This window comes from Micromonospora sp. R311 (genome assembly GCF_056780015.1).
This window is the reverse complement of record NZ_JBSWCE010000001.1, coordinates 115,473-136,274: the sequence shown is the minus strand read 5'-3', so window position 1 is coordinate 136,274 and position 20,802 is coordinate 115,473. Positions and strand designations below refer to the sequence as shown.

Sequence of the window (20,802 nt, the reverse complement as noted above, 5' to 3'; positions counted from 1 at the left end):
ATGACGACTACCGAACCCCGTCCCGCCGTCGAGATCCGCGACCTGCACAAGTCGTTCGGGCCGATCGAGGTGCTCAAGGGCATCGACTTCGAGGTCGGCCACGGCGAGGTGGTCTGCGTCATCGGGCCGTCCGGGTCCGGCAAGTCGACGCTGCTGCGCTGCGTCAACCTGCTGGAGGAGCCGACCGCCGGCAAGATCTGGGTGAACGGGATCGAGATGACCGACCCGGATGTCGAGATCGACGCGGTACGCCGTGGCATCGGCATGGTCTTCCAGTCGTTCAACCTCTTCCCGCATCTGACCGTGCTGGACAACCTCACCATCGCCCAGCGCCGGGTGCTCCGGCGCGGCCGCGCCGAGTCCGAGCGGATCGCGCGGGACAACCTCGAGCGGGTGGGGCTGACCGACAAGGCCGGCGCGTACCCGGCCCAGCTCTCCGGCGGGCAGCAGCAGCGGGTGGCGATCGCCCGGTCGCTGTCGATGGACCCCGAGCTGATGCTCTTCGACGAGCCGACCTCCGCACTCGACCCGGAACTGGTCGGCGACGTCCTCACCGTCATGCGCAAGCTGGCCGAGGACGGCATGACGATGATGGTGGTGACCCACGAGATGGCGTTCGCCCGGGACGTCGCCGACCGGGTCGTGTTCATGGACGGCGGGGTGGTGGTCGAGCAGGGGCCGCCGCAGGAGGTGCTCGGCGCACCGCGGCACGAACGGACCCGTTCGTTCCTGTCCCGGGTCCTCGACCCGACCCATGTCGCGGAGCTCGGTCAGCCCGACCAGTCCCCGGAGCCGACCCGCTCGCCCGGCCTGCCGGCCGACGACCGCCACAACCTGTGACGGCTGCGCGGCGCGCGGGCGTGCCCGCCCCACGCCCCCGGCCGGGTCACGGCGCCAGGCGCTTCTCGAACCAGTGGTGGGCGTAGCGCTCGGTGTTGTACGGCGCGATCTCCCGGTAGCCGGCCGAGCGGTACAGCGCGATCGCCTCGGTGAGGGTGCGGTTGGTGTCCAGCCGGACCGTGGTCCAGCCCCGCTCGGCGGCGTACCGCTCCAGCTCACCCAGCATCCGCTGGCCGATCCCGAGCCCCCGCACGGTGTCCGACACCCAGACCCGCTTGATCTCGGCAGGCGCGCCTGGGTGGAGCTTGACCGCGCCGCAGCCGACGGGCTCGGCGTTGAGGGTGGCGAGCAGGAACACGCCGGCGGGCGGGACCAGCTCCTCGTCCCGCAGCGGGTTGCTCAGGGCCGGGTCGTAGCCGTCGTCGAAGCGCCGGGCGATGTCCCGGGCGTAGGCCCGCACGCAGGACCGGGCGCGGGGGTCGCCCGGCGGGCACGGCTCGATGACCACCATCGACGCGATCAGCAGCCGCTCGACCTCGGCCATCGCCGCGACGAGCCGTTCCCGCCGTGGCGCGGTGAGCGGTTCGAGGATCGACCGGGCGAAGTCGTCGGAGCGTTTGTCCAGCTCAGCCCACTCGGCCCGGCCGGCGTCGGTGAGCGCCGCGGTCCGCACCCGCAGGTCGCCGCCGGCCCGGTCGGCCGGCCCGACGGTCACCAGCCCGTCGCTCTCCAGGACGCGCAGGAGCCGGCTGAGGTATCCCGAGTCCAGGCCGAGCCGGGCCCGCAGCGCGGCGACCTCCGCGCCGCCGGGGCCGATCTCCCACAACAGGCGGGCCTGAGCGAGGGGGCGCCCGCGGGCCATGTACTCGTCGTCGAGCGCCCCGACCCGCTGGGTGACCGTCCGGTTGAAGCGCCGTACCGCGGCGATCAGTTCCGAGTCCATATACCTGACTTTAGTCAGGCTTATGACATCGCCGCCACTGCGGGCTGGCTGTCTGGCCGCAACGCCTCGCCGATGACGGCGGGCCATGTCGCGGGCCCACGTGGTGCCGCGTCAACGATGTCGGCTACAGGGCCGGTGATGGCGCCTCGGGTGGGCCGCCAGCGGCACGGATGGCGTCCGAGACGGCTATCCCGGCCAGTACGACGGTGCCCGCGAGGCCGGCCACCAGTGCGGGCGCGAGCATCATCGCGGGTGCCGCGACAACCAGCACGAGCAGCCCGACCAGCCGGGACGGCGACACCCGACTGAACACCTCGTACTCGAACCGGGCCCGTCCGGCCAGGAACAATGCGGGTCCGCCGAGGAGGTAGGCGGCCAGCCAGGCGGTGGTCTGCTCGGTGGGATGGGCGATGACGATCTCGAAACCGGCGGCGGCGGCGACCACGCCGGCCACCATGAGCAGGTGGGTGTACGGGGCGGACCGTACTAATCGGCCCGGGTCCCGGGAGGCCTCGATGGCAGCTTTCAGCAAGGCCCCGGCGCGATGGACGTAGATCTGCCACAGCAGCACGGTGGCGGTGAACGCGACCAGAAGAGCCCACGTGCTGGCGCCGGTCAGATCTCCCGCGGCGTAGGTGAGGGTGATGACGAGGATGAGATCGCCGAGCGCGAGGGTGAAAAACTGCTGGTAACGCTCAGCCAGGTGGTCAGCCGCCACCTCGTACTGAGACCCGGGCACCCGACCGAGGCGAGGGGTCGGGTAACGGAGCCAGGCTGCCCCGTAATCGATGGCCAGCGCAGCCGCCCACAGCAGGCCCCGCGTCGTGCCTGCCGAGAGGCTGCCGGCGAGCCACGGTACCGCGGACGCGACGAACCAGAAGATGAACCTGCCGGCGTGAAGTTGCGCCTGGCGACTCTTCAGCGCAGCGGCGAGGAACAGGCCACGACCTATGTGGATCGCCACGTACGCGCCCGCGAAGAGGAGGCCATGGCCGGAGAAGGCTGAGCGCAGCGAACTGGCCATCAGGATGGTGCCGAGCATGACCCAGAGCGTCATGACGAAGATGGGAGGCCGCTGGGCGTGGTAGAGGTCGGTGGTCAGCACGGTGACCGACCACACCCACCAGACCGCCATCAGCATCACGACGGTCTGGAGAATTGCGCCCCAGCCGAGATCCTGCGCCAAGGTCCGCGAGGTCACGGCGAGTGCGGCCACGAACACCAGATCGAGGAACAGTTCCAGCAGGGTCGCTCGCTGCGGGCCCCCGCCCTCCCGCGTCAGCCCTACCGCCTGATCGATCCTCATCGGCGTCCCTGGTCTCCGGTCCGGGTCCATGAGTCGGTCGCCATTGCCGGCAGTGAGATGGCGACAGTCGGACATCACAGGACGGCTTCATCAACAATAGCGGCACAGATCGTCGAAAACGGCATTTACCGCATATCGCCCCGCAGCCCGGTGCCCTTGACGTCGACGACGTCCGTGTACGCTCGGCGCGAGTCGCCAGGCGGGCTCACCGGTCGCGCGAAATCCGCAGGTTCTGCGGTCAGTACGGCGGCGAACTGGAGATCAGCGCTCGCGACGGGGCGTACGACTCGGCGACGCGCGGCACAGGGACCTGGCGGCTTTGGCGTCACCCGTTCGTCTGTTGACGTGGAACAACGGACAGCCGGAGCCCGTTCTGCGTCTCCTCGATCCGTACCCGTTCCCCATGGCTGTGGTCGGGCAGCATGGCGTCGTACAGTTCGGCGTTGCTGATCTCCACCGTACCGCCGGCCCGGTCGATCAGGACGTTGAGGACGGCGCGTAGGTTGACGTCACTGAGGTATCGCATGTCATCGTCTCCGTGCTCTCATTTGCAGGGGGTGAGTGCCGTTCTGCCTGCTCCCCGTCCGGTGGAAGTCAGGTCGCTGCCGCAATCCAGGTGGGACGAGCGTATGCCGGAGGCGAGTGACGTGAGCGAAGTGCAGTTGTCCGACGTGTTCGTGGAGATGGCCGACACACTCGTCGACGATTTCGACGTGATCGAGCTGTTGCACGTGCTCACCGAACGGTGTGTCCAACTGCTGGGTGTCTCGGCGGCCGGGCTGCTTCTGACGGACGAGCACGACAACCTTCAAGTGGTGGCCGCCTCCTCCGAACGCACCCGGCTGCTGGAGCTGTTCCAACTACAGACCGACCAGGGCCCCTGCGTGGACTGCTTCCGCACCGGGCACCCCGTGTCGGTGATCGACCTGCCGGCGGCCGGGGGCTGGCCCCGGTTCACCGCCGCCGCGGCCGAGGTCGGGTTCGCCGCGGTACACGCGCTGCCCATGCGCCTACGCTCCGAGGTGATCGGCGCGCTGAACCTCTTCGACACCCAGCCGGGTGCGCTCGATGAAGGCAAGCTCCGCATCGGTCAGGCGCTGGCCGACGTGGCCACCATCGGCCTGCTCCAGCAACGCGCCATCCACCGCTGCGACATCCGCACCGCGCAGCTGCAGACCGCACTCGACAGCCGGATTCTGATCGAGCAGGCTAAGGGCGTGCTCGCCGAGCGCCTCGGGGTGGACGTGGGTGCGGCGTTCGCGCTGATGCGCAGCCGCGCCCGCAGCCGCAACCGGCGACTGTCCGACCTGGCTCAGGCGATCGTCGACGGCACCGAGCAGCTGACGCCGGAAACGAGAGCCGTGTCCGCCTGAGTGCCCGATCAGGTTGCGCGGCCCGGCCGCCACCGCATGTTCCGCCGCCGACGTCTGCCCGTGCGGACCGGCGCGATGAGGCGTACGGTGACGTTGTCGCCCGGGCCCCCGGTGGCCGTCAGTTTCGCCGCCACCAGCCGTAAGGGGCGTTGGACAATGGTCATCCACACCGCGACAGCGGCCACCGTTCGCCGACATCTGCCCGCGGGTCACGTACCGATGACCACCGACCAGCTGATGCGTCGACAGGCCACCCTGGTCGGCGACGATCCCGACCGTAGGAGGCTGCGGGATCGGATCATCGAGGGCAATCTGCCGATGGCCAGCCGACTGGCCCGCCGATACACCGGGCGCGGAGAGCCGTACGACGATCTGGCTCAGGTCGCGGCCCTCGCGCTGGTCAAGGCCGTCGACGGATTCGACGTCAGCCGAGGCGTAGCGTTCTCCTGCTACGCGGTGCCCACCATTCTCGGCGCGCTCCGCCGGCACTTCCGCGACACCACCTGGGCGATGCGGGTCCCGCGCCGCGCCCAGGAGATGAACAGCGTGGTGCGAGCCGTCACGGGGGACCTCACCCAGCGGCAGGGCCACCACCCGACCGCCGCGGAACTCGCGGACCACCTGGACGTCAGCATCGACGACGTGGCGTTCGCCCTCGCCGCATCGCAGGCATACCGCCTGGCGTCGCTGAACGCGCTCCACCACGGAGCTGACGGCATCGAGACCGAGAAACTGATGGGCGCCGTCGACCCCGGCTACGCGGGCGTGGACGACCGCCTCACCCTCCGGCCGTTGCTCGCCACCCTTCCCCTGCGGGAGCGCCGGATTCTCGCCATGTCGTTCTACCGTCACATGACCCAGTCGCAGATTGCCGCCGAAGTCGGGCTGTCGCAGATGCACGTGTCCCGGCTGCTGAGGCGCTCCCTGGCCCAGCTCAGGGCCCACCTGACGGGGTAACGGGTCGGTGTCCGATCGCGTCCGGCGAACGGCCGATACCTCGGCCGGGGCGGCAGGTGCCCGGCGTGACCGGTAAGCACTGCCGCAGGTGGCGCAGCGGCTGCGTCCCGACGCCGTCCAGGCGCGCGGCGGTCGCCGGGCCACTGGTCCCCGCGGGGCCACTGTCATCGGGCAGGCGGCTCGGTGAGCTCGGCGGGATCGAGACGCAGGGTCGCGAGGAGTCCGGCGTGCCGGGCGATGTCCACCCGCTCCGGCAGTTCCCGCTCGACCCAGTCGGCCCTGGTGTTCTGGCCGCGTCGACGCAACGCGGAGATGATCGTGTGCCTGGCGATGGTCATGGTCTGCCCCTCGGTGGTGATGGTGGGAAGGTCGTCGGTCCTCTGCAGCCTCGGCCGGGGTGTGGTCGGCGCCGGCGACCGCCGGGCCCGGTCGGCGCCGGCTCCGGCGTGGGCCGCGGTGGCAAGGCCGTCGTGGGTGGTGCGGAGACCGCCGCCCTCCGACTCCCAGGAGCGTCTGCTCGCGCTGTCGACCTGCGCCTCGAACAGCGTGCCCACGGTGGTGAGCAGCTGCGGAGCGTGGATCAGGTTGCGGGCGGTGGCGGCGAGCGCCAGCGCCGCCTCGGCCAGATGAGCCGCGGTCTCCGGCGGGACGACCAACAGGTCGACCCGGTCGTCGTTGCGGCAGATCGCGGTCAGCAGGCTGGCGGGCTGACTGGCGAAGTAGCCCAACCGCAGCACCCTGTCGCCGACGGCCAGGCGGGGTGGATTGCCGTTCCAGGTCCCGGCGTGCAGGACCAGCCGGGTGATCGGCCCGTGCAGCAGATCGATGGCGAGGACGAGGCCGGGCAGCTCCGTGAGGGGATCGGTCGAGCGGGGCCACCAGCCGCCGTCGAGCAGCGTGCGCCGGGACCGGGTCGGTTCGAGCCGCAGGCGCGGCGTCAATGGGGGAGCGATGGTGTCGGTCCGTGGCGTCATGTCGGATCCCTATCGCCGTGGCCGCGGCGTAGCGGTGGGGTCGTGCGCGGAATCGCGCCGTGCGAGCGCCGCGGGGCGGAACGCCGACCTGCGTCGGTGGTGATCACCGGCTCTCGCGCCGGGTGGGTGGCGGGGAGCGCGTACCGGTGCGTCGACGGCGGCACCTCGGGCGGGCTACCGCGGATCGGGTGGGCCGGGTACGGACATGGCATCCCCTCGGTTGAAGCCGGCGTGGCGGGCACCTCGGGTACGGGATGTCGTCGGTTCCGGGACAGCCCCAGCCTACGCCTGTCCAGGTCGATCTGCTCGGCGCCGCCGCGACAGGGCCGAGGCTCACCCCGGGCGGCCCGGTCCGTCGTCCCTCCCGCCGACCCCGGCGCCGCTCGCGGGCCGGTGACGCGTCGCAGGGGTGGGAGCGAAACGTTCCGCCACTCGCGGTCCGTCCCTGTCGGCATTAGAGTCGGCAGCAGCATCCCGTGGATCGATCCGACTGCATCTTCCCTCGACGGTGAGGAGCGCGTCATGGGTATGCCCGACGGCGTCGAGCTGGCCGGCCCTCGGCACGACCGGTTCCAGGAGATCCTCACCCCGGAGGCGCTCGGCTTCCTCGCCGATCTGCACCGCTCTTTCGACGCCCGACGGCGGGACCTGCTCGCCCGCCGGGCCGAACGCGAGGCCGCGCTGGCCGCCGGTGAGCTGCTGGACTTCCTGCCCGGGACGAAGCACGTCCGCGACGGCGAGTGGCGGGTGGCCCCGCCCGCGCCCGGGCTCGTCGACCGCCGGGTGGAGATCACCGGGCCGACCGACGCGAAGATGACGATCAACGCGTTGAACTCGGGCGCGAAGGTCTGGCTCGCCGACCACGAGGACGCCAACACGCCACTGTGGGAGAACGTGATCGGCGGCCAGCTCAACCTGCGCGACGCGATCGACCGGAAGCTCTCGTTCACCGCCCCGGACGGCCGGCGGTACGCGCTGCACGACGGCGAGCTGGCCACCATCGTGTTCCGGCCCCGCGGCTGGCACCTGACCGAGAAGCACCTCCTGGTCGACGGCGAGCGCACCTCGGGCAGCCTGGTCGACGTCGGGCTGTACCTCTTCCACTGCGCCGCCCGGCAGCTCGAGCGCGGCTCCGGGCCGTACCTCTACCTGCCGAAGCTGGAGAGCCACCTGGAGGCGCGGCTCTGGAACGACGTGTTCCTGTTCGCCCAGGAGCGGCTGGGCATCCCGCGCGGCACCATCCGCGCGACCGTGCTCATCGAGACCTACCCGGCGGCGTTCGAGATGGAGGAGATCCTCTACGAGCTGCGCGAGCACTCCGCCGGCCTCAACGCGGGGCGGTGGGACTTCATGTTCAGTGTGATCAAGAAGTTCCGTACCCGCGGCCGGGACTTCCTGCTGCCCGACCGGAACGCGGTGACGATGACCGCGCCGTTCATGCGCGCGTACACCGAGCTGCTGGTGCGTACCTGCCACCGGCGGGGTGCGCACGCGATCGGTGGCATGGCGGCGTTCATTCCCAGCCGCCGGGACCCGCAGGTGAACGAGACGGCGCTGGCGAAGGTCCGCGACGACAAGACCCGTGAGGCGGGCGACGGCTTCGACGGGTCCTGGGTGGCCCACCCCGACCTCGTGCCGGTCTGCCGCGCGGTGTTCGACGGCGTGCTCGGCGACCGGCCCCACCAGCTCGACCGCACCCGCGACGACGTACGGGTCACGGCGGCCCAGCTGCTGGACGTCAGGAGCACCCCGGGACAGCGCACCGAGGCGGGGCTGCGCAACGACATCAGCGTCGGCATCCAGTACCTCGCGAGCTGGCTGCGCGGCACCGGGGCGGTGGCCATCTTCAACCTGATGGAGGACGCCGCGACGGCCGAGATCTCCCGGTCGCAGGTGTGGCAGTGGCTGCACAACGACGTCACCCTCGACGACACCGGCGAGCAGGTCGACCGGGACCTCGTCGAGCGGCTCGCCGACGAGGAACTGGCGGAACTGCCGGGCGGCCCGGCCGACTACGCCGAGGCCCGGGCGCTGTTCATGGCGGTCGCCGTGGCCGACGAATTCGTGGACTTCCTGACCCTGCCCGCGTACGAGCGGATGCCCTGACCCCTACGGCCGCGACGGGAGGTCGGCGATGACCACGACGGACATCAGCGCCCTCGCCGCCGCGCTGCGGGCGGTGCTCGGCGACGCGCAGGTGATCAGCGACCGGCAGGAGTTGCGCACCTACGAGTGCGACGGGCTGGCCCAGTACAGGGTGGTGCCCGCCCTGGTCGCCCTGCCGCGCGCCGCCGCCGACTGCGCGGCGACGGTGCGGGCCTGCGTGGACGCCGGGGTGCCGTTCGTCGCCCGCGGCTCCGGCACCGGCCTGTCCGGCGGTGCGCTGCCGCACGCCGACGGGGTGCTCATCGTCACCTCGCAGATGCGCGCGATCCGGGAGGTCGCCCCGGCCGACGAGCGGGCCGTGGTCGAGCCCGGCGTGATCAACCTCCAGGTCACCCGGGCGGCCACCCCGCACGGCTACTACTACGCCCCGGACCCGTCCAGCCAGCAGGTCTGCTCCATCGGCGGGAACGTGGCGGAGAACTCCGGCGGCGCGCACTGCCTGAAGTACGGCTTCACCACCAACCACGTCACCGGCCTGGAGGTGGTCACCCCGGACGGGGACCTGGTGCGCCTCGGCGGCCGGGCCCCGGACACCCCCGGCTACGACCTGCTCGGCGCCTTCGTCGGCTCCGAGGGGACGCTCGGCATCGCCACCGAGGTGACCGTGCGGCTGGTCCGGCTGCCCGAGTCGGTCCGTACGCTGCTCGCCGCCTTCCCCTCCACCGACGAGGCGGGGGCGGCGACCTCGGCGGTGATCGCGGCCGGGGTGGTGCCGGCGGCGATCGAGATGATGGACGCGCTCGCCATCTCCGCCGCCGAGGCGGCCGTGCGCTGCGGCTATCCGGCCGGCGCCGGGGCGGTGCTGATCGTCGAGCTGGACGGCCCGGCCGCCGAGGTCGACGCCCAGTTCGCCGACGTCGAGCGGCTCTGCCACGACAACGGCGCCACCGAGATCCGGGTGGCCGCCGACGACGCCGAGCGGGCGCTGATCTGGAAGGGCCGCAAGTCCGCGTTCGCCGCGGTCGGCCGGATCAGCCCGGACTACATCGTCCAGGACGGGGTCATCCCGCGCACCGCGCTGCCCGAGGTGCTGCGCCGCATCGCGGAGATCTCCGCGCGGCGCGGCGTCCGGGTGGCCAACGTCTTCCACGCCGGCGACGGCAACCTGCACCCGCTGGTCCTCTTCGACGACAGCGTCGACGGCCAGGCCGAACAGGCGGAGGAGGTCTCCGGCGCGATCCTCGACCTCTGCATCGAGCACGGCGGTTCGATCACCGGCGAGCACGGCGTGGGCATGGACAAGGCGAAGTTCATGCCGCGCATGTACACCGACGACGACCTCGACACGATGCAGCTCCTCCGGTGCGCCTTCGACCCGCGCGGGCTGGCCAACCCGGGCAAGGTCTTCCCGACGCCGCGGCTCTGCGGCGAGGTGCCCGGCCGCCGCCGGGGCGTCCACCCGTTGCAGCAGGCCGGTCTGGCGGAGCTGTTCTGATGCCCGACGACGTCCTGGATGCCCTGCGTGCGGCGGCCGGCGGTCGCGACGCCGTCCGCCCCGCCGACCCGGGCGACGCCGTGGCCGGCGTACCACCCCGCTACATCGCCGCTCCCGGCTCCACCGGGGAGGCGGCCGCGCTGCTGCGCGCCGCCGCCGCCCGGGACCTCGCCGTGGTCGCCGACGGCGGCCGCACCAAGCAGGACTGGGCCAACCCGCCGCGCCGGCTGGACCTGCTGGTCAGCACCCGCCGGCTCACCGGCGTGGTGGAGCACGCGGCCGGGGACCTCATCGTCGTCGTCCGGGCCGGCACCCCGCTGACGGAACTGCGGGCCAAGCTGGCCCCCGCCGGCCAGCAGTTGGCTCTGGACGCGCCGCTGCCACCCGGCGGGGGCGGGGCGACCGTGGGCGGCGTCGTCGCCACGAACACCAGCGGGCCGCGCCGGATGCGCTACGGCACGGCCCGCGACCTGCTGATCGGCATCACCATGGTGCGCCCCGACGGGGTGGTGGCCCGCGCCGGGGGCAAGGTGGTGAAGAACGTCGCCGGCTACGACCTCGGCAAGCTCCTCACCGGCTCGTACGGGACCCTCGGGCTGATCACCGAGTGCGCGTTCCGGCTGCACCCGGTCCCCACCGCCCGTGCCTGGCTGCGCCGCCGCGCCGGGGACGCCGCCGAGGCCGGCCGCCTCGCCGCCGCCGTGCTCGCGTCGCAGGTGGTGCCGAGCGCCCTGGAGGTCGACGCGACGCCCGACGGCGCGCCGGAGGTCGCCGTGCTGCTGGAGGGCACACCGGAGGGCGTGGCCGAGCGGGTCGCCACGACCCGGCGGCTGCTCGACGGCGGGACGGCTGCCGACGACCCGCCGCCGTGGTGGTCGGCCTACCCGTGGCGGACGGGTGACGTCGGGCTGAGACTCACCGCCGCGCTCTCCGGCGTCCCGCGACTGCTCGCGGCGGCCGGCGATGCGCACCGGCGGCACCGGCTGCCGCTGGCCGTCCGCGGTTCCGCGGGCACCGGCGTGCTCTACGGCGGCCTGCCCGGTGCCGCCCGGCCCGAAGCGGTGGCCGCGGTCGTCGCGGACCTGCGCGCCGCGACGGCGGCCGTCGGCGGGCACGCCGTCGTGCTGACCGCGCCGGCGGCGGTGCGGGAGCGGGTCGACCTGTGGGGACCGGTCGGCGGGCTCGAGCTGATGCACCGGGTCAAGGCGCAGTTCGACCCGGACGGGCGCCTCGCGCCCGGCCGCTTCGTCGGAGGGATCTGACATGGCCAGCGACCGTCCGGCCCAGCGCGGCGTCGCCCGGCCGAAGGGCAGCCGGGCGGGCAGCGTGCCGCCGGACGTGCTGGGGCCGGTCGCCGGGTCGCCGGGCGCACCGGCCTTCGACGACCACCACCCGCCGAGCCGGGACCTGATCGACGACTGCGTGCACTGCGGCTTCTGCCTGCCCACCTGCCCCACGTACGTGCTGTGGGGGGAGGAGATGGATTCGCCGCGCGGGCGGATCTACCTGATGAAGGAGGGGCTCGACGGCGAGCCGCTGAGCGCGTCGATGGTGCGCCACTTCGACCGGTGCCTGGGCTGCATGGCCTGTGTGACCGCGTGTCCGTCCGGCGTCCGCTACGACCGACTGATCGAGGACACCCGGCAGCAGGTGGAACGCCGGCACCCGCGGACCCGCCGGGAGCGGCTGCTCCGGGCCGCCGTCTTCCGGGTGTTCCCGTACCCGCGGCGACTGCGCCTGCTGCGCGGGCCGTTGCGGGCGTACCAGGCCAGCGGCCTGCGGCGGCTGGTGCGCCGGACCGGCCTGCTCGGGCGCCTGGCGCCGACGCTCGCCACCCTCGAATCGCTGGCACCCGCGCTGGGACGGCCGGCGCGGATCCCGACCCGGGTGCCGGCGAGCGGCGAGCGGCGGGCCACCGTCGGCATGCTCACCGGCTGCGTGCAGCGGGCCTTCTTCCCCGAGGTGAACGCGGCCACCGTCCGGGTGCTCGCCGCCGAGGGGTGCGAGGTGGTCGTCGTCCCGGAGCGGCAGGGCTGTTGCGGCGCGTTGAGCGTCCACAACGGACGGGACGAGGAGGCGCGGCGCTTCGGCCGGGCGCTGGTCGACGTCTTCGCCGCCGCCGGCATCGACTACTTCGTGGTCAACGCGGCGGGGTGCGGGTCGTCGCTGAAGGAGTACGGCGAGCTGCTCCGGGACGACCCGACGTACGCCGAGCCGGCGGCGGCGTTCGCCGCGAAGGTCCGCGACCTCTCCGAGCTGCTCGTCGAGCTGGGGCCGGTCGCCCGGCGGCACCCGCTGCCGGTGACCGTCGCCTACCACGACGCCTGCCACCTGGCGCACGCCCAGGGGGTGCGGGCCCAGCCCCGTGCCCTGCTGCGCGGGATACCCGGGCTGGACCTGCGGGAGATCGCCGACCCGGAGATCTGCTGCGGATCGGCCGGCGTCTGGAACGTGCTCAACCCGGAGCCCGCGGCGCAACTCGGCGAACGCAAGGCCCGCGCCGTCCTGGCGACCGGCGCCGACCTGCTCGTCACCGCCAACCCCGGCTGCCTCATGCAGGTCGCCGCCGCGGTCGCGCGGCTCGACGGCAGCGTCGCCCTCGCCCACACCGCCCAGGTGCTGGACGCGTCGATCCGCGCCCGACCGGTCACCGACCTGCTGCCGTGACGGAGGTGGCCCGCCGGCCGCTGGCGCGACCGGCGGGCCACCGGCGAAGGCGTTAGAACGTGACCAGCGGGTCACCCACGAAGTCGGCGATGAAGTTGACGAAGAAGAAGCCGAAGAAGATGACATTGATGATGAGCAGTGCGTAGTGCCACGCCCTCGGGCGCGCCGCGCGGGGCAGTCTGCTGTTCAGATAGATCAGCATGAACGGGAAGATCAGTGCGCCCAGATTGGACATGTTCGCCGACCACTGGACCAGGCTGACGGGCAGCGCGAGGTGCAGGACGACCGCGATGATCACCAGCAGCAGGAGCATGAACGGGTAGTAGAACCGGCGCGGGTCGCCCTCCAGCAGGCGGCGCAGCCGCGGACTCGTGGCGTGGGCGGCGTCGGTGGTCACCCGGACCATCGCCTCGAAGATGCCGAGTTGGGTGCTGAACAGGATGAGCACGCCGATCACCAGCATGCCGTAGAACATCACCCGGCCGTACTCGGGCTCGAGCGCGGTGGCCACGAAGGTCGGCACCGTGGCGGTGGTCGGCGTCTCGCCGGACAGCTCCACCGCCTGCGCCATCAGGATCGTGGGCAGCAGCATGCCCAGCATGGCGCCGACGAAGAAGATGCCCCACATGTCGGTGAGCAGCAGCCGGTACCACCGCTTCCACCGGGCGGCGTTGGTGGCGTCGTCGGGGAAGGTGACGCCGCTGGCGAGCAACTCCCGCCGGTCGCCGCGCAGCCCGGAGATGTAGCCGGTGCGGTAGCCCATGCCGTAGCCCTTGTCCCGGTAGTGGCCCATCACGTACCAGTTCAGGCCGGAGGCCAGCGCGGTGAAGCCGGCCAGCCCGCCCAACTGGGTCGCGGTGATGCCGGCCGGCGGCGCGGCGGGGGTGAAGAACCCGCGGACGCCCTCCCACCACAGGCTCCCCGGCACCACGAGCAGGGTGATGAACAGCAGCGCGACCAGGATCGTCCCGATCATCAGCCAGTTGACCAGCTCCAGCGTCCGGCTGATCCGTCTGGCCGCCGCGGTGATGCCGAAGACCAGCAGCAGCAGGCCGATCGCCCAGAGCCTCGGCTCCTCGGCCCCGGCCGGCGGCACCGCGCCGTGGACCAGCGCGTAGAGGCCCTGACCGGCGGACGCGGCCCAACCGCCGGCGATGAACGCGAAGATGACCAGGAACACCGACAGCGGCACCCACAGCAGGTAGCCGGGGGGCACCCGTCCCCAGCCGACGACGGGCGCCTCGCCGGTGGCCATCACGTACCGGGACGACTCGACGTTGTAGAACGTCTGCAGCACGGCCGACACGAGAATCACCCAGCCGACCCCGACGAAACCGAACTGGCCCACCGCCTGCGGGCCGAGCAGCCACTCCCCGCTGCCGATGGAGATGCCGAGCGCGATCAGGCTCGGGCCCAGCGCGTACTTGAACAGCTGCGGGAGCCCGAGCTTGCGAACGCCGAACACCTCTTCCGGCTCGGGCAGGTCCGCCACGGCGAGCGGAGGACGGCTCTTCCCCAGTTGATAGCTGCGGACGTCCGGGGCCTTAGTTACTTCGGTCATGAAGAACCTCCTTGTGGAAGGGCCCCCTGATCAATCGTCATACTTCGTTAACTCGGAAGCAATAACTATTACGGCAGCGGACATCGGCCGGGTCACTGTCGCTTTCCCGAGGAGGTCGCGGGGAACGAGCCCGGCCGGCGGGGCGCACCGCGACATCCCGGCCGGTGACAGCGACCGGTCGCGGGCCCGATGCCCTGGCTCCGGCTGGTTCCGGCCGGTCAGTGGATAGGGATTTCCCCGATTCGTCGACGCCCGCCGACAGCTAGCGTCGAAGCGTGCCGAGCCGCCCGGGAAGGCGGTGGCGGCGGGCCGACGGGTCGCGCCGGGCCGATCCGGCTCGGCGGTGCGGGTTTCCCGGCCGGCCGCTCCAGTGCTGACGGAAGCGAGGGATGGTCATGCGGCGGTGGATCGCGCCAGTGGCATTGTCGGTCGTGCTGGCCCTGACCGGGTGCGGTGGCCCGGACGAGCCGGAGACGTCGCCCGGGTCGGCGGCGGACGCCGAGGGCGGCGGCGACGACGGCGTCCTCGCCGGCGACGCGGCGGCCGTCGCGCGCCCGTCCTGCCCGTTCACCCCCGAGCGGGCCTCGGAGATCGTCGGGCGGACGATGCACGCCGACGGCAACTGCCTGTTCCGCGACGGCAACGGCGTCGCCATCCTGACCATCACCCTCGCCTCCGAGCTGGCGGGTCAGGCGACCTACGACTACAGCAGGGAGCAGGCCGGGAAGCGGTTCGAGCGGGTATCCGACGTGGACAAGGGGGACCGGGGATACCTCGCCACCGGGGGGACCGAGGCCGAGGCCGTGGTGATCAGCGGGGCGGGCAGCTACACGGTGCAGATCAGCAGCTTCAACGACGACGCCGCCGCCAACGAGGCGCTGCTGCGCAAGCTGGTCGACGCCATTCCCGCCTGACGCGGACGGCGGCCGCGGGAGCGAGGACTCCCGCGGCCGCCGGTCGGTCGATCGTCAGTCGGCGGTGGTGTCCCAGCCGTAGTCGGGCAGGTCGAAGAAGTCGTCCCCGTCGACGCGGTCCACGGTGCCGTCGGCCAGGCCGCTGATCAGCGACTCGACCCCGGTACGCACGCTCTCCACCAGCATGCCGTGCAGCTTCTGGCCGAGGTCGTCCTGCTGGCCGCGCACCTCGAACAGCACCGTCCCGGTGCCGTTGAGGGCGAGCGCGGAACGACCCTGGCCCGCGTACTCCCGGGCGTCCGGGTGGAAGTACCGGCCCACGGCGGCCAGCGGGGACTGGGTGCCGTACCGGGCCTTGATGCCGTTGGCGACGGTGAGCGCGTACCGGCGGGACTTGTCCTGGTCCAGGGCCGGCCAGGCCGCCCGGTAGGCGGCGCCGTCGTTGACGCCGAGCGGCGGGTAGTCGAGCGAGACGGAGATCAGCCTGCCGTCCTGCTCGCCGCCGGTGAGCCGGTCGCAGGGGCCCATGTGGTGCAGGTCGACGTACGCGTCGACGGCGCCCTTCTCCGCGCGCAGCCCGACGTACACGTCCCGGATGGCGCGCGACTCGGGGGAGAGGAAGAAGCCGGCGTCGGTCTCCCGGCCGGGCAGGTCGGCGGCCCGCGGCTGGTAGTCGAGATCGGGGTTGAAGTCCCGGTTCAGGTCGTAGCCGGGCAGGTTGATGCCGTCCCCGCTGAGCCGGTGGTACCAGGCGCGCGGGGCGCCGGCCAGCTGCGGGAAATCGGCCACGGTCTCGTCCCAGGACCGCACGTTCATCCGCCGGTTGAGTTCCCCGCCGTCGGGGTTGACCATCGGCATCGCCACGAAGGTGATCTCGTTCAGGACGCTCCGGGTGTGCGCGTCGCCGCCGCTGCCGAGCTGCTTGAGGATCCCGAGCAACGCCTCGGTGCCGGTGCGCTCGTTGCCGTGGATGGCGCTGGTGACCAGCAGCACCCTGTCGCCGGTGCCCACCCGGGCCGCCCACAGCTCCCGGCCCTGCGGTGAGTGCCCGACCACCTGGACGTCGACCCGCCCGCCGCTGGTCCGTTCGATCTGCGCCAGCTGCTGGCCGACCTGTTCGTGGTTGCTCCACCCCGACCACGACGGGTCGTCGGCGGTCTTGCAGCTGCCCTGGGCGGGTCCCTCCGGGGCGGCGGCGGAGACGGGAGGGGCGGCGAGGATCGAACCGGCCAGCGCCGTCAGCGCGACGGCGGCCAGCGCCTTCCGAGGTCGCAGGGGCGTCTGCATCGTGTGAATCTGCACGCGTGCTCCTTTCGCGGGTCCACACCGCCGCCGGGCGCGGGTCGGATCCGGTGACACCCGGGGGAGCGGACCACCGCTGGGTTCCGTCGATCCTTTCCGGCCGGCGGGTGGGAATGCAACGGAAACCTTCGAGTTTCTTGGCGTATGTGCAGATTTCCTACGAGTGACGAAGCGGCGGCCCGGTTCCCCGCCGACGAAGCCGACAATCGTCCCACCAGCTCCGTCCGGGTACGAGACCGCCGGCCACGACGTCGCTCTTTCCGCCGTTCACCGGCGCCGGCCCCGCCGGCCGGGCCATGATGGCCGCGGAGCCACCCCGGCGGGCCCGCGTGCCGGCGACGGATGAACGGGGGAGTGGACGTGCAGGACGTGTCGGTCGAACCGGTGACCGCTGAGGCCCGGATGGCGGGCCTGGCCGACGTGGTGTGGGAGAACGCCGACGCCGCACCCGACGCGGTGCAGTTCCTGCGCCCGGACCCGGTTTCCCGGTCGTGGCCGGGGCCCCGTACGTTGGAGGCCGGCCCGCAGCCGGTGACCTGCCGCCAGTTCCGCGACGACGTGCTCGCCCTCGCCCGCGGGTTCGTCGCCGCCGGGATCGGCCACGGCGACCGGGTGGGCCTGATGAGCCGCACCCGCTACGAGTGGACGCTCGTCGACTACGCCCTCTGGTCGATCGGCGCGATCACGGTTCCGGTCTACGAAACCTCCAGTGCCGGGCAGCTGAGCTGGATCCTGACCGACTCCGGCGCGGTCGGTTGCGTGCTGGAGACCGCCGAGCACGCCGCGATGCTCGCCGGCGTCCGCGACGACCTGCCGGCGCTGGGGAAGGTGTGGCAGATCGACGGCGGTGACCTCATCGCCCTGGCCGGGCAGGGCCGCGACGTGGACGACGCCCGCGTCGACGCCCGTCGCGCCGCGGTGACCGGCGGGGACGTCGCGACCATCGTGTACACCAGCGGCACCACCGGACGGCCGAAGGGCTGCGTGCTGACCCACCGCAACATCCAGTCCGACATCGCCGGTGCGACCGCGGTGCTGCGCGACCTGCTGCACCCGGGCGCCTCGACGGTGCTGTTCCTGCCGTTGGCGCACGGGTTCGCCCGGCTGATCCAGGTCGGCATGGTGCACAGCCGCGCGACCATGGTGCACAGCGCCGAACTCGGCGGCGTCCTCGACCAACTGCGCAGGTTCCGCCCGACGTTCATCCTGGCCGTGCCGCGGATGTTCGAGAAGGTGTACAACCGGGCCCGGCAGAAGGCCGACGACGCGCACCGGGGGCGGGTGTTCGCCCTGGCCGACCGGGTGGCGGTCCGCTACAGCCGCGCCCTGGACCGACCGCGCGGGCCGGGGCTGCTGCTGCGCCTGACGCGCGCGGTCTTCGACGTCGTGGCGTACCGGAAGCTGCGCGCCGCCCTCGGCGGACGGTGCCGGATGGCCATCGTCGGCGGCGCCCCGCTCGCGGACCGGCTCGGGCACTTCTTCCGCGGCGCCGGCATGGCCCTGCTGGAGGGCTACGGGCTGACCGAGACCTCGCCGGCGCTGACCGTCAACCCACCCTCGGCCATGCGGATCGGCACCGCCGGCCGCCCGGTGCCCGGCGCGCGGCTCCGGGTCGATGCCGACGGCGAGATCCTCGCGAACGGACCGATGGTCTTCCCGGGTTACTGGAACAACCCCGACGCCACCCGGGAGACGTTCACCAGTGAGGGGTGGTTGCGGACCGGCGACCTGGGCAGCCTCGACGACGACGGCTACCTGCGGATCACCGGCCGGAAGAAGGAGATCATGGTGACGGCGGCCGGGAAGAACCTCGCGCCGGCCCCGATCGAGGAGCAGATCCGGGAGCATCCGCTGGTCAGCCAGGCCATGCTCGTGGGCGACGGCCGCCCGTACGTCGCGGCGCTGGTGACCACCGACGAGCACGCCTGGTCGCGGTGGCGCTCCTCCCAGGGGCTGCCCGACGTGCCCGTCGCCGAGCTGCGCGACAACCCGGAGCTGCGTGGCGAGATCCAGACCGCCATCGACCGGGCCAACGCCACGGTGTCCCGGGCCGAGCAGGTGAAGACCTTCCGGGTGCTGCCGCGGGACCTCACCGAGGCCGACGGCGAGATCACTCCCACCTTGAAGATCAAGCGTGAGGTGGTGCAGTCGCACTTCGCGGAGGACATCGAGAGCCTGTACCGGGGTCACTGACCTCGGCCCGGTGCGGGGCCGGCCGCTGCGGCACCGGGCCGGAGGTCCAGGTTCCAGGTCTGCCCGGTCAGGTCGTGCCCGAAGCTGTGGTGGCGGGCCTCCGCCACGAGTTCGAAGCCGGCGGCCCGGTAGATGCGGCGAGCCGAGGTCAGCACGTCGTTGGTCCACAGGCTCAGCCGCCGGTAGCCGGCGGCGCGGGCGAAGCGCACGCACTCGTCCACCAGTCGCCGGCCCAGACCGAGGCCGCGGGCGGCCGGGTCGACCAGCAGGATGCGCAGCCTGGCGGTCTCGGCATCCCCGGCGACGCAGAACACGCATCCGGCCCGCTCGCCGTCGACCTCGGCGATCCAGGCCGCGTTCCGGGCCGGGTCGGGGGCCGCGGCGTAGTCGGCCACGATCCGCGCCACCAGCGCCTCGAAGTCGGTGTCCCAGCCGAACTGCTCGGCGTACGTCTCACCGTGGGCCATCACCACCCAGCCCAGGTCGCCGGGCTCGCCCAACCGCCTGATCGACGTGGTGCGCTCGTCCCTGCCGTCCATGCCCCCTCCGCTGGCCGTCGAACCACTGACACAACTGTTTCAGTCGGTTACGGTAGCAGCGTGAGCGCCGTTGAGCCATCGCCGTCCGCCCGCCGACTCGAGTTGACCGAACTGGCGTACCGGTACGTGCTCGAGCACGGCCTCGCGGAGATGTCGCTGCGTCCGCTGGCGACCGCGATCGGGTCGAGCCCCCGGGTGCTGATGTTCCTGTTCGGCAACAAGGAAGGCCTGGTCCGGGCCCTTCTGGCGCGGGCACGCGCGGACGAGTTGGCGATGTTGGCACAGCTCCGCGACGCCACCCCCGGCGAGCCGGTCGGCCTGGCCGAGGCCGGCCGGCGGCTCTGGGCCTGGTTGAGCTCGCCGCGGCATCGACGCCTGCTCACCCTCTGGGCCGAGGCCTACGCCCGCTCGCTGGCCGACCCCGACGGTCCCTGGGCCGGGTTCGCCCGGCAGACCGTCGAGGACTGGCTCGACGTCCTGGCCGAGGCCGCGGGGCCGGCGACCCGGCGCGGCCACGCGACGGGAGACGAACGCACCCTGCTGCTCGCGGTCCTCCGCGGCGCGCTGCTCGACCTGCTCGCCACCGGCGACACGGCGCGGACCACGTCCGCCGTCGAGCAGCACCTGCGGCACCTGCCGTCCGGCACGCGTGGCCTGGCGTCCCGCAGCGCCCGCACCTGAGTCGCGCGAGCGGGGTGCGGTGCCCGCCGCAGGACCGACGGTCCGCCGGCCGTCAGCCGCGGGCCGGCTTTGCCGGCAGTCGCCACCGCTGCGTCGCCGCTCGCGCCGGGGCGCGGGTGCGGTCAGGCGGGCTGGTCCAGGATCGCGCTGAACCGCTCCTCGGCGAGGTCGAGCTGGTCGAGGATGTGCTGCTTGACCGGGGCCGACAGCGGGGTGTCCGGTCGGGTGACGAGGTCGCGGAAGACCGGCACCAGCGGCCGGTACTTCGTCGCCGACGACACCACCTTCGGGCCGACGGTGTGGATCACGCCCACCCCGTTGTCGGTGAAGTCGGAGACCTTGATGACCCGGGCCCAGGGCTCGTGCTCCAGGCTGGCCGCCACGTGCTCGCGGTACTGCGCGTGCTTGTCGCGCCCCGGGTCGTACGCCGGATTGGTGACCGCCGCGACCAGCCGGGCGACCCGCGGGCCGAACCGGTCGGCGAGGGTCGCCAGCGCCGCCGCCGTCGGGTCGGCGGCGTCGGGGTCGCCGGCCAGTTCGGCGGGGTGGTCCTCGACCGCGTCGTGCAGCAGCCCGGCGACGATCACGTCGACGTCGCGCACCTGGTAGTGGTGCATCATCCGGATCGCCACCCGCAGCAGGTGGTTGAGGTACGGCTCGCGCACCCGCCGGTCGTCGCGGTGCAGGTCGGCGGCGAGGTCCAGGGCGGCGGTGAGCCGCCGCCGGGCAGGTTCGTCGAACGCCCGGATCTCCAGCCGGAACCGTTCCAGCAGGCCGGGCTCGCCGTGAATCTCGGTGATCGCGTGCATCGGCATGGTGGCCAGGTACGCGGGGAAGTCCATGCGTCACTTATAGCGGATCTTCACCACGGACCCGGTCCCGCCGTCGGTCACCCGACCGGCGGGGCCGGTGGGACGGCGGCCCGGGCGGACCGCCGTCCCACGGCCGGAT

At 72.6% G+C, this 20,802-nt stretch carries 18 protein-coding genes; 10 read left to right on the top strand and 8 right to left on the bottom strand.

All coding sequences use genetic code 11. The annotated features are described in order from the left end of the window. Window positions 1-840: an amino acid ABC transporter ATP-binding protein gene (locus tag AC1WTP_RS00650; protein ID WP_481647271.1), complete on the top strand. Its 840-nt coding sequence runs from the start codon at window positions 1-3 to the stop codon at window positions 838-840. Window positions 841-886: 46 nt separating this feature from the next. Here the strand turns inward: AC1WTP_RS00650 and AC1WTP_RS00645 are convergent, their stop codons facing one another. From AC1WTP_RS00645 to AC1WTP_RS00635, 3 genes are all read right to left on the bottom strand, one after another. Further along, window positions 887-1,783 (bottom strand): bifunctional helix-turn-helix transcriptional regulator/GNAT family N-acetyltransferase, encoded by an 897-nt coding sequence (locus tag AC1WTP_RS00645; protein ID WP_481647270.1) that lies wholly within the window; start codon window positions 1,781-1,783, stop codon window positions 887-889. A gap of 124 nt (window positions 1,784-1,907) precedes the next feature. Then, window positions 1,908-3,089, bottom strand: a complete 1,182-nt coding sequence (locus tag AC1WTP_RS00640; RefSeq protein ID WP_481647269.1) for a low temperature requirement protein A — start codon at window positions 3,087-3,089, stop codon at window positions 1,908-1,910. Between the two features lie 325 nt (window positions 3,090-3,414). Continuing rightward, window positions 3,415-3,615 carry a hypothetical protein gene (locus AC1WTP_RS00635; protein ID WP_481647268.1) on the bottom strand — a complete coding sequence of 67 codons (201 nt, stop codon included), beginning with the start codon at window positions 3,613-3,615 and terminating at the stop codon, window positions 3,415-3,417. 31 nt (window positions 3,616-3,646) lie between these two features. On the opposite strand from AC1WTP_RS00635, the gene AC1WTP_RS00630 reads away from it, so the two are divergent. Both AC1WTP_RS00630 and AC1WTP_RS00625 read left to right on the top strand, forming a co-directional pair. Next, window positions 3,647-4,462, top strand: coding sequence for a GAF and ANTAR domain-containing protein (locus AC1WTP_RS00630; RefSeq protein ID WP_481647267.1), 816 nt, complete (start codon window positions 3,647-3,649; stop codon window positions 4,460-4,462). Window positions 4,463-4,681: 219 nt separating this feature from the next. Beyond that, a complete protein-coding gene (locus tag AC1WTP_RS00625) occupies window positions 4,682-5,419 on the top strand; it encodes a SigB/SigF/SigG family RNA polymerase sigma factor (protein WP_481647266.1) in 738 nt (245 codons plus the stop codon). 164 nt (window positions 5,420-5,583) lie between these two features. On the opposite strand, the gene AC1WTP_RS00620 is transcribed toward AC1WTP_RS00625, so the two are convergent. Next, the gene (locus tag AC1WTP_RS00620) at window positions 5,584-6,393 is read right to left on the bottom strand and encodes a DUF5994 family protein (RefSeq protein ID WP_481647265.1); all 810 of its coding nucleotides are present in this window, start codon (window positions 6,391-6,393) and stop codon (window positions 5,584-5,586) included. A 522-nt stretch (window positions 6,394-6,915) separates the two neighbouring features. Between AC1WTP_RS00620 and aceB the strand changes: the two genes are divergently transcribed. From aceB to AC1WTP_RS00600, 4 genes are read left to right on the top strand one after another with little or no spacing between them, the layout of a single operon-like run. Beyond that, a complete protein-coding gene (gene aceB, locus AC1WTP_RS00615; RefSeq protein WP_481647264.1) occupies window positions 6,916-8,499 on the top strand; it encodes a malate synthase A in 1,584 nt (527 codons plus the stop codon). Window positions 8,500-8,527: 28 nt separating this feature from the next. Then, entirely contained in the window at window positions 8,528-9,994 is a 1,467-nt protein-coding gene (locus AC1WTP_RS00610) for an FAD-linked oxidase C-terminal domain-containing protein (protein WP_481647263.1), read from the top strand. Further along, the gene (locus AC1WTP_RS00605; protein ID WP_481647262.1) at window positions 9,994-11,256 is read left to right on the top strand and encodes an FAD-binding oxidoreductase; all 1,263 of its coding nucleotides are present in this window, start codon (window positions 9,994-9,996) and stop codon (window positions 11,254-11,256) included. Before AC1WTP_RS00610 ends, AC1WTP_RS00605 begins: the two co-directional genes overlap by 1 nt. 1 nt (window position 11,257) lies before the next feature. Further along, window positions 11,258-12,661, top strand: a complete 1,404-nt coding sequence (locus tag AC1WTP_RS00600; RefSeq protein WP_481647261.1) for a (Fe-S)-binding protein — start codon at window positions 11,258-11,260, stop codon at window positions 12,659-12,661. 52 nt (window positions 12,662-12,713) lie between these two features. Here AC1WTP_RS00600 and AC1WTP_RS00595 read toward each other — a convergent pair whose 3' ends face one another. After that, window positions 12,714-14,222 (bottom strand): Nramp family divalent metal transporter, encoded by a 1,509-nt coding sequence (locus AC1WTP_RS00595; protein WP_481647260.1) that lies wholly within the window; start codon window positions 14,220-14,222, stop codon window positions 12,714-12,716. A 416-nt stretch (window positions 14,223-14,638) separates the two neighbouring features. Between AC1WTP_RS00595 and AC1WTP_RS00590 the strand changes: the two genes are divergently transcribed. Next, entirely contained in the window at window positions 14,639-15,136 is a 498-nt protein-coding gene (locus tag AC1WTP_RS00590) for a hypothetical protein (RefSeq protein WP_481647259.1), read from the top strand. A gap of 54 nt (window positions 15,137-15,190) precedes the next feature. On the opposite strand, the gene AC1WTP_RS00585 is transcribed toward AC1WTP_RS00590, so the two are convergent. Further along, window positions 15,191-16,438, bottom strand: coding sequence for a M14 family zinc carboxypeptidase (locus AC1WTP_RS00585; protein ID WP_481647258.1), 1,248 nt, complete (start codon window positions 16,436-16,438; stop codon window positions 15,191-15,193). Between the two features lie 360 nt (window positions 16,439-16,798). Here AC1WTP_RS00585 and AC1WTP_RS00580 point away from each other — a divergent pair, with 360 nt between their 5' ends. Further along, window positions 16,799-18,631 (top strand): AMP-dependent synthetase/ligase, encoded by a 1,833-nt coding sequence (locus AC1WTP_RS00580; RefSeq protein ID WP_481647257.1) that lies wholly within the window; start codon window positions 16,799-16,801, stop codon window positions 18,629-18,631. Here AC1WTP_RS00580 and AC1WTP_RS00575 read toward each other — a convergent pair. After that, window positions 18,625-19,170 (bottom strand): GNAT family N-acetyltransferase, encoded by a 546-nt coding sequence (locus AC1WTP_RS00575; RefSeq protein ID WP_481647256.1) that lies wholly within the window; start codon window positions 19,168-19,170, stop codon window positions 18,625-18,627. The genes AC1WTP_RS00580 and AC1WTP_RS00575 overlap by 7 nt on opposite strands. Before the next feature lie 60 nt (window positions 19,171-19,230). Between AC1WTP_RS00575 and AC1WTP_RS00570 the strand changes: the two genes are divergently transcribed. Then, on the top strand, window positions 19,231-19,851 hold the full coding sequence (locus AC1WTP_RS00570; protein ID WP_481647255.1) for a TetR/AcrR family transcriptional regulator: 621 nt from the start codon (window positions 19,231-19,233) through the stop codon (window positions 19,849-19,851). A 122-nt stretch (window positions 19,852-19,973) separates the two neighbouring features. Here AC1WTP_RS00570 and AC1WTP_RS00565 read toward each other — a convergent pair whose 3' ends face one another. Then, entirely contained in the window at window positions 19,974-20,693 is a 720-nt protein-coding gene (locus AC1WTP_RS00565) for an HD domain-containing protein (RefSeq protein ID WP_481647254.1), read from the bottom strand. Window positions 20,694-20,802: the final 109 nt, after the last annotated feature.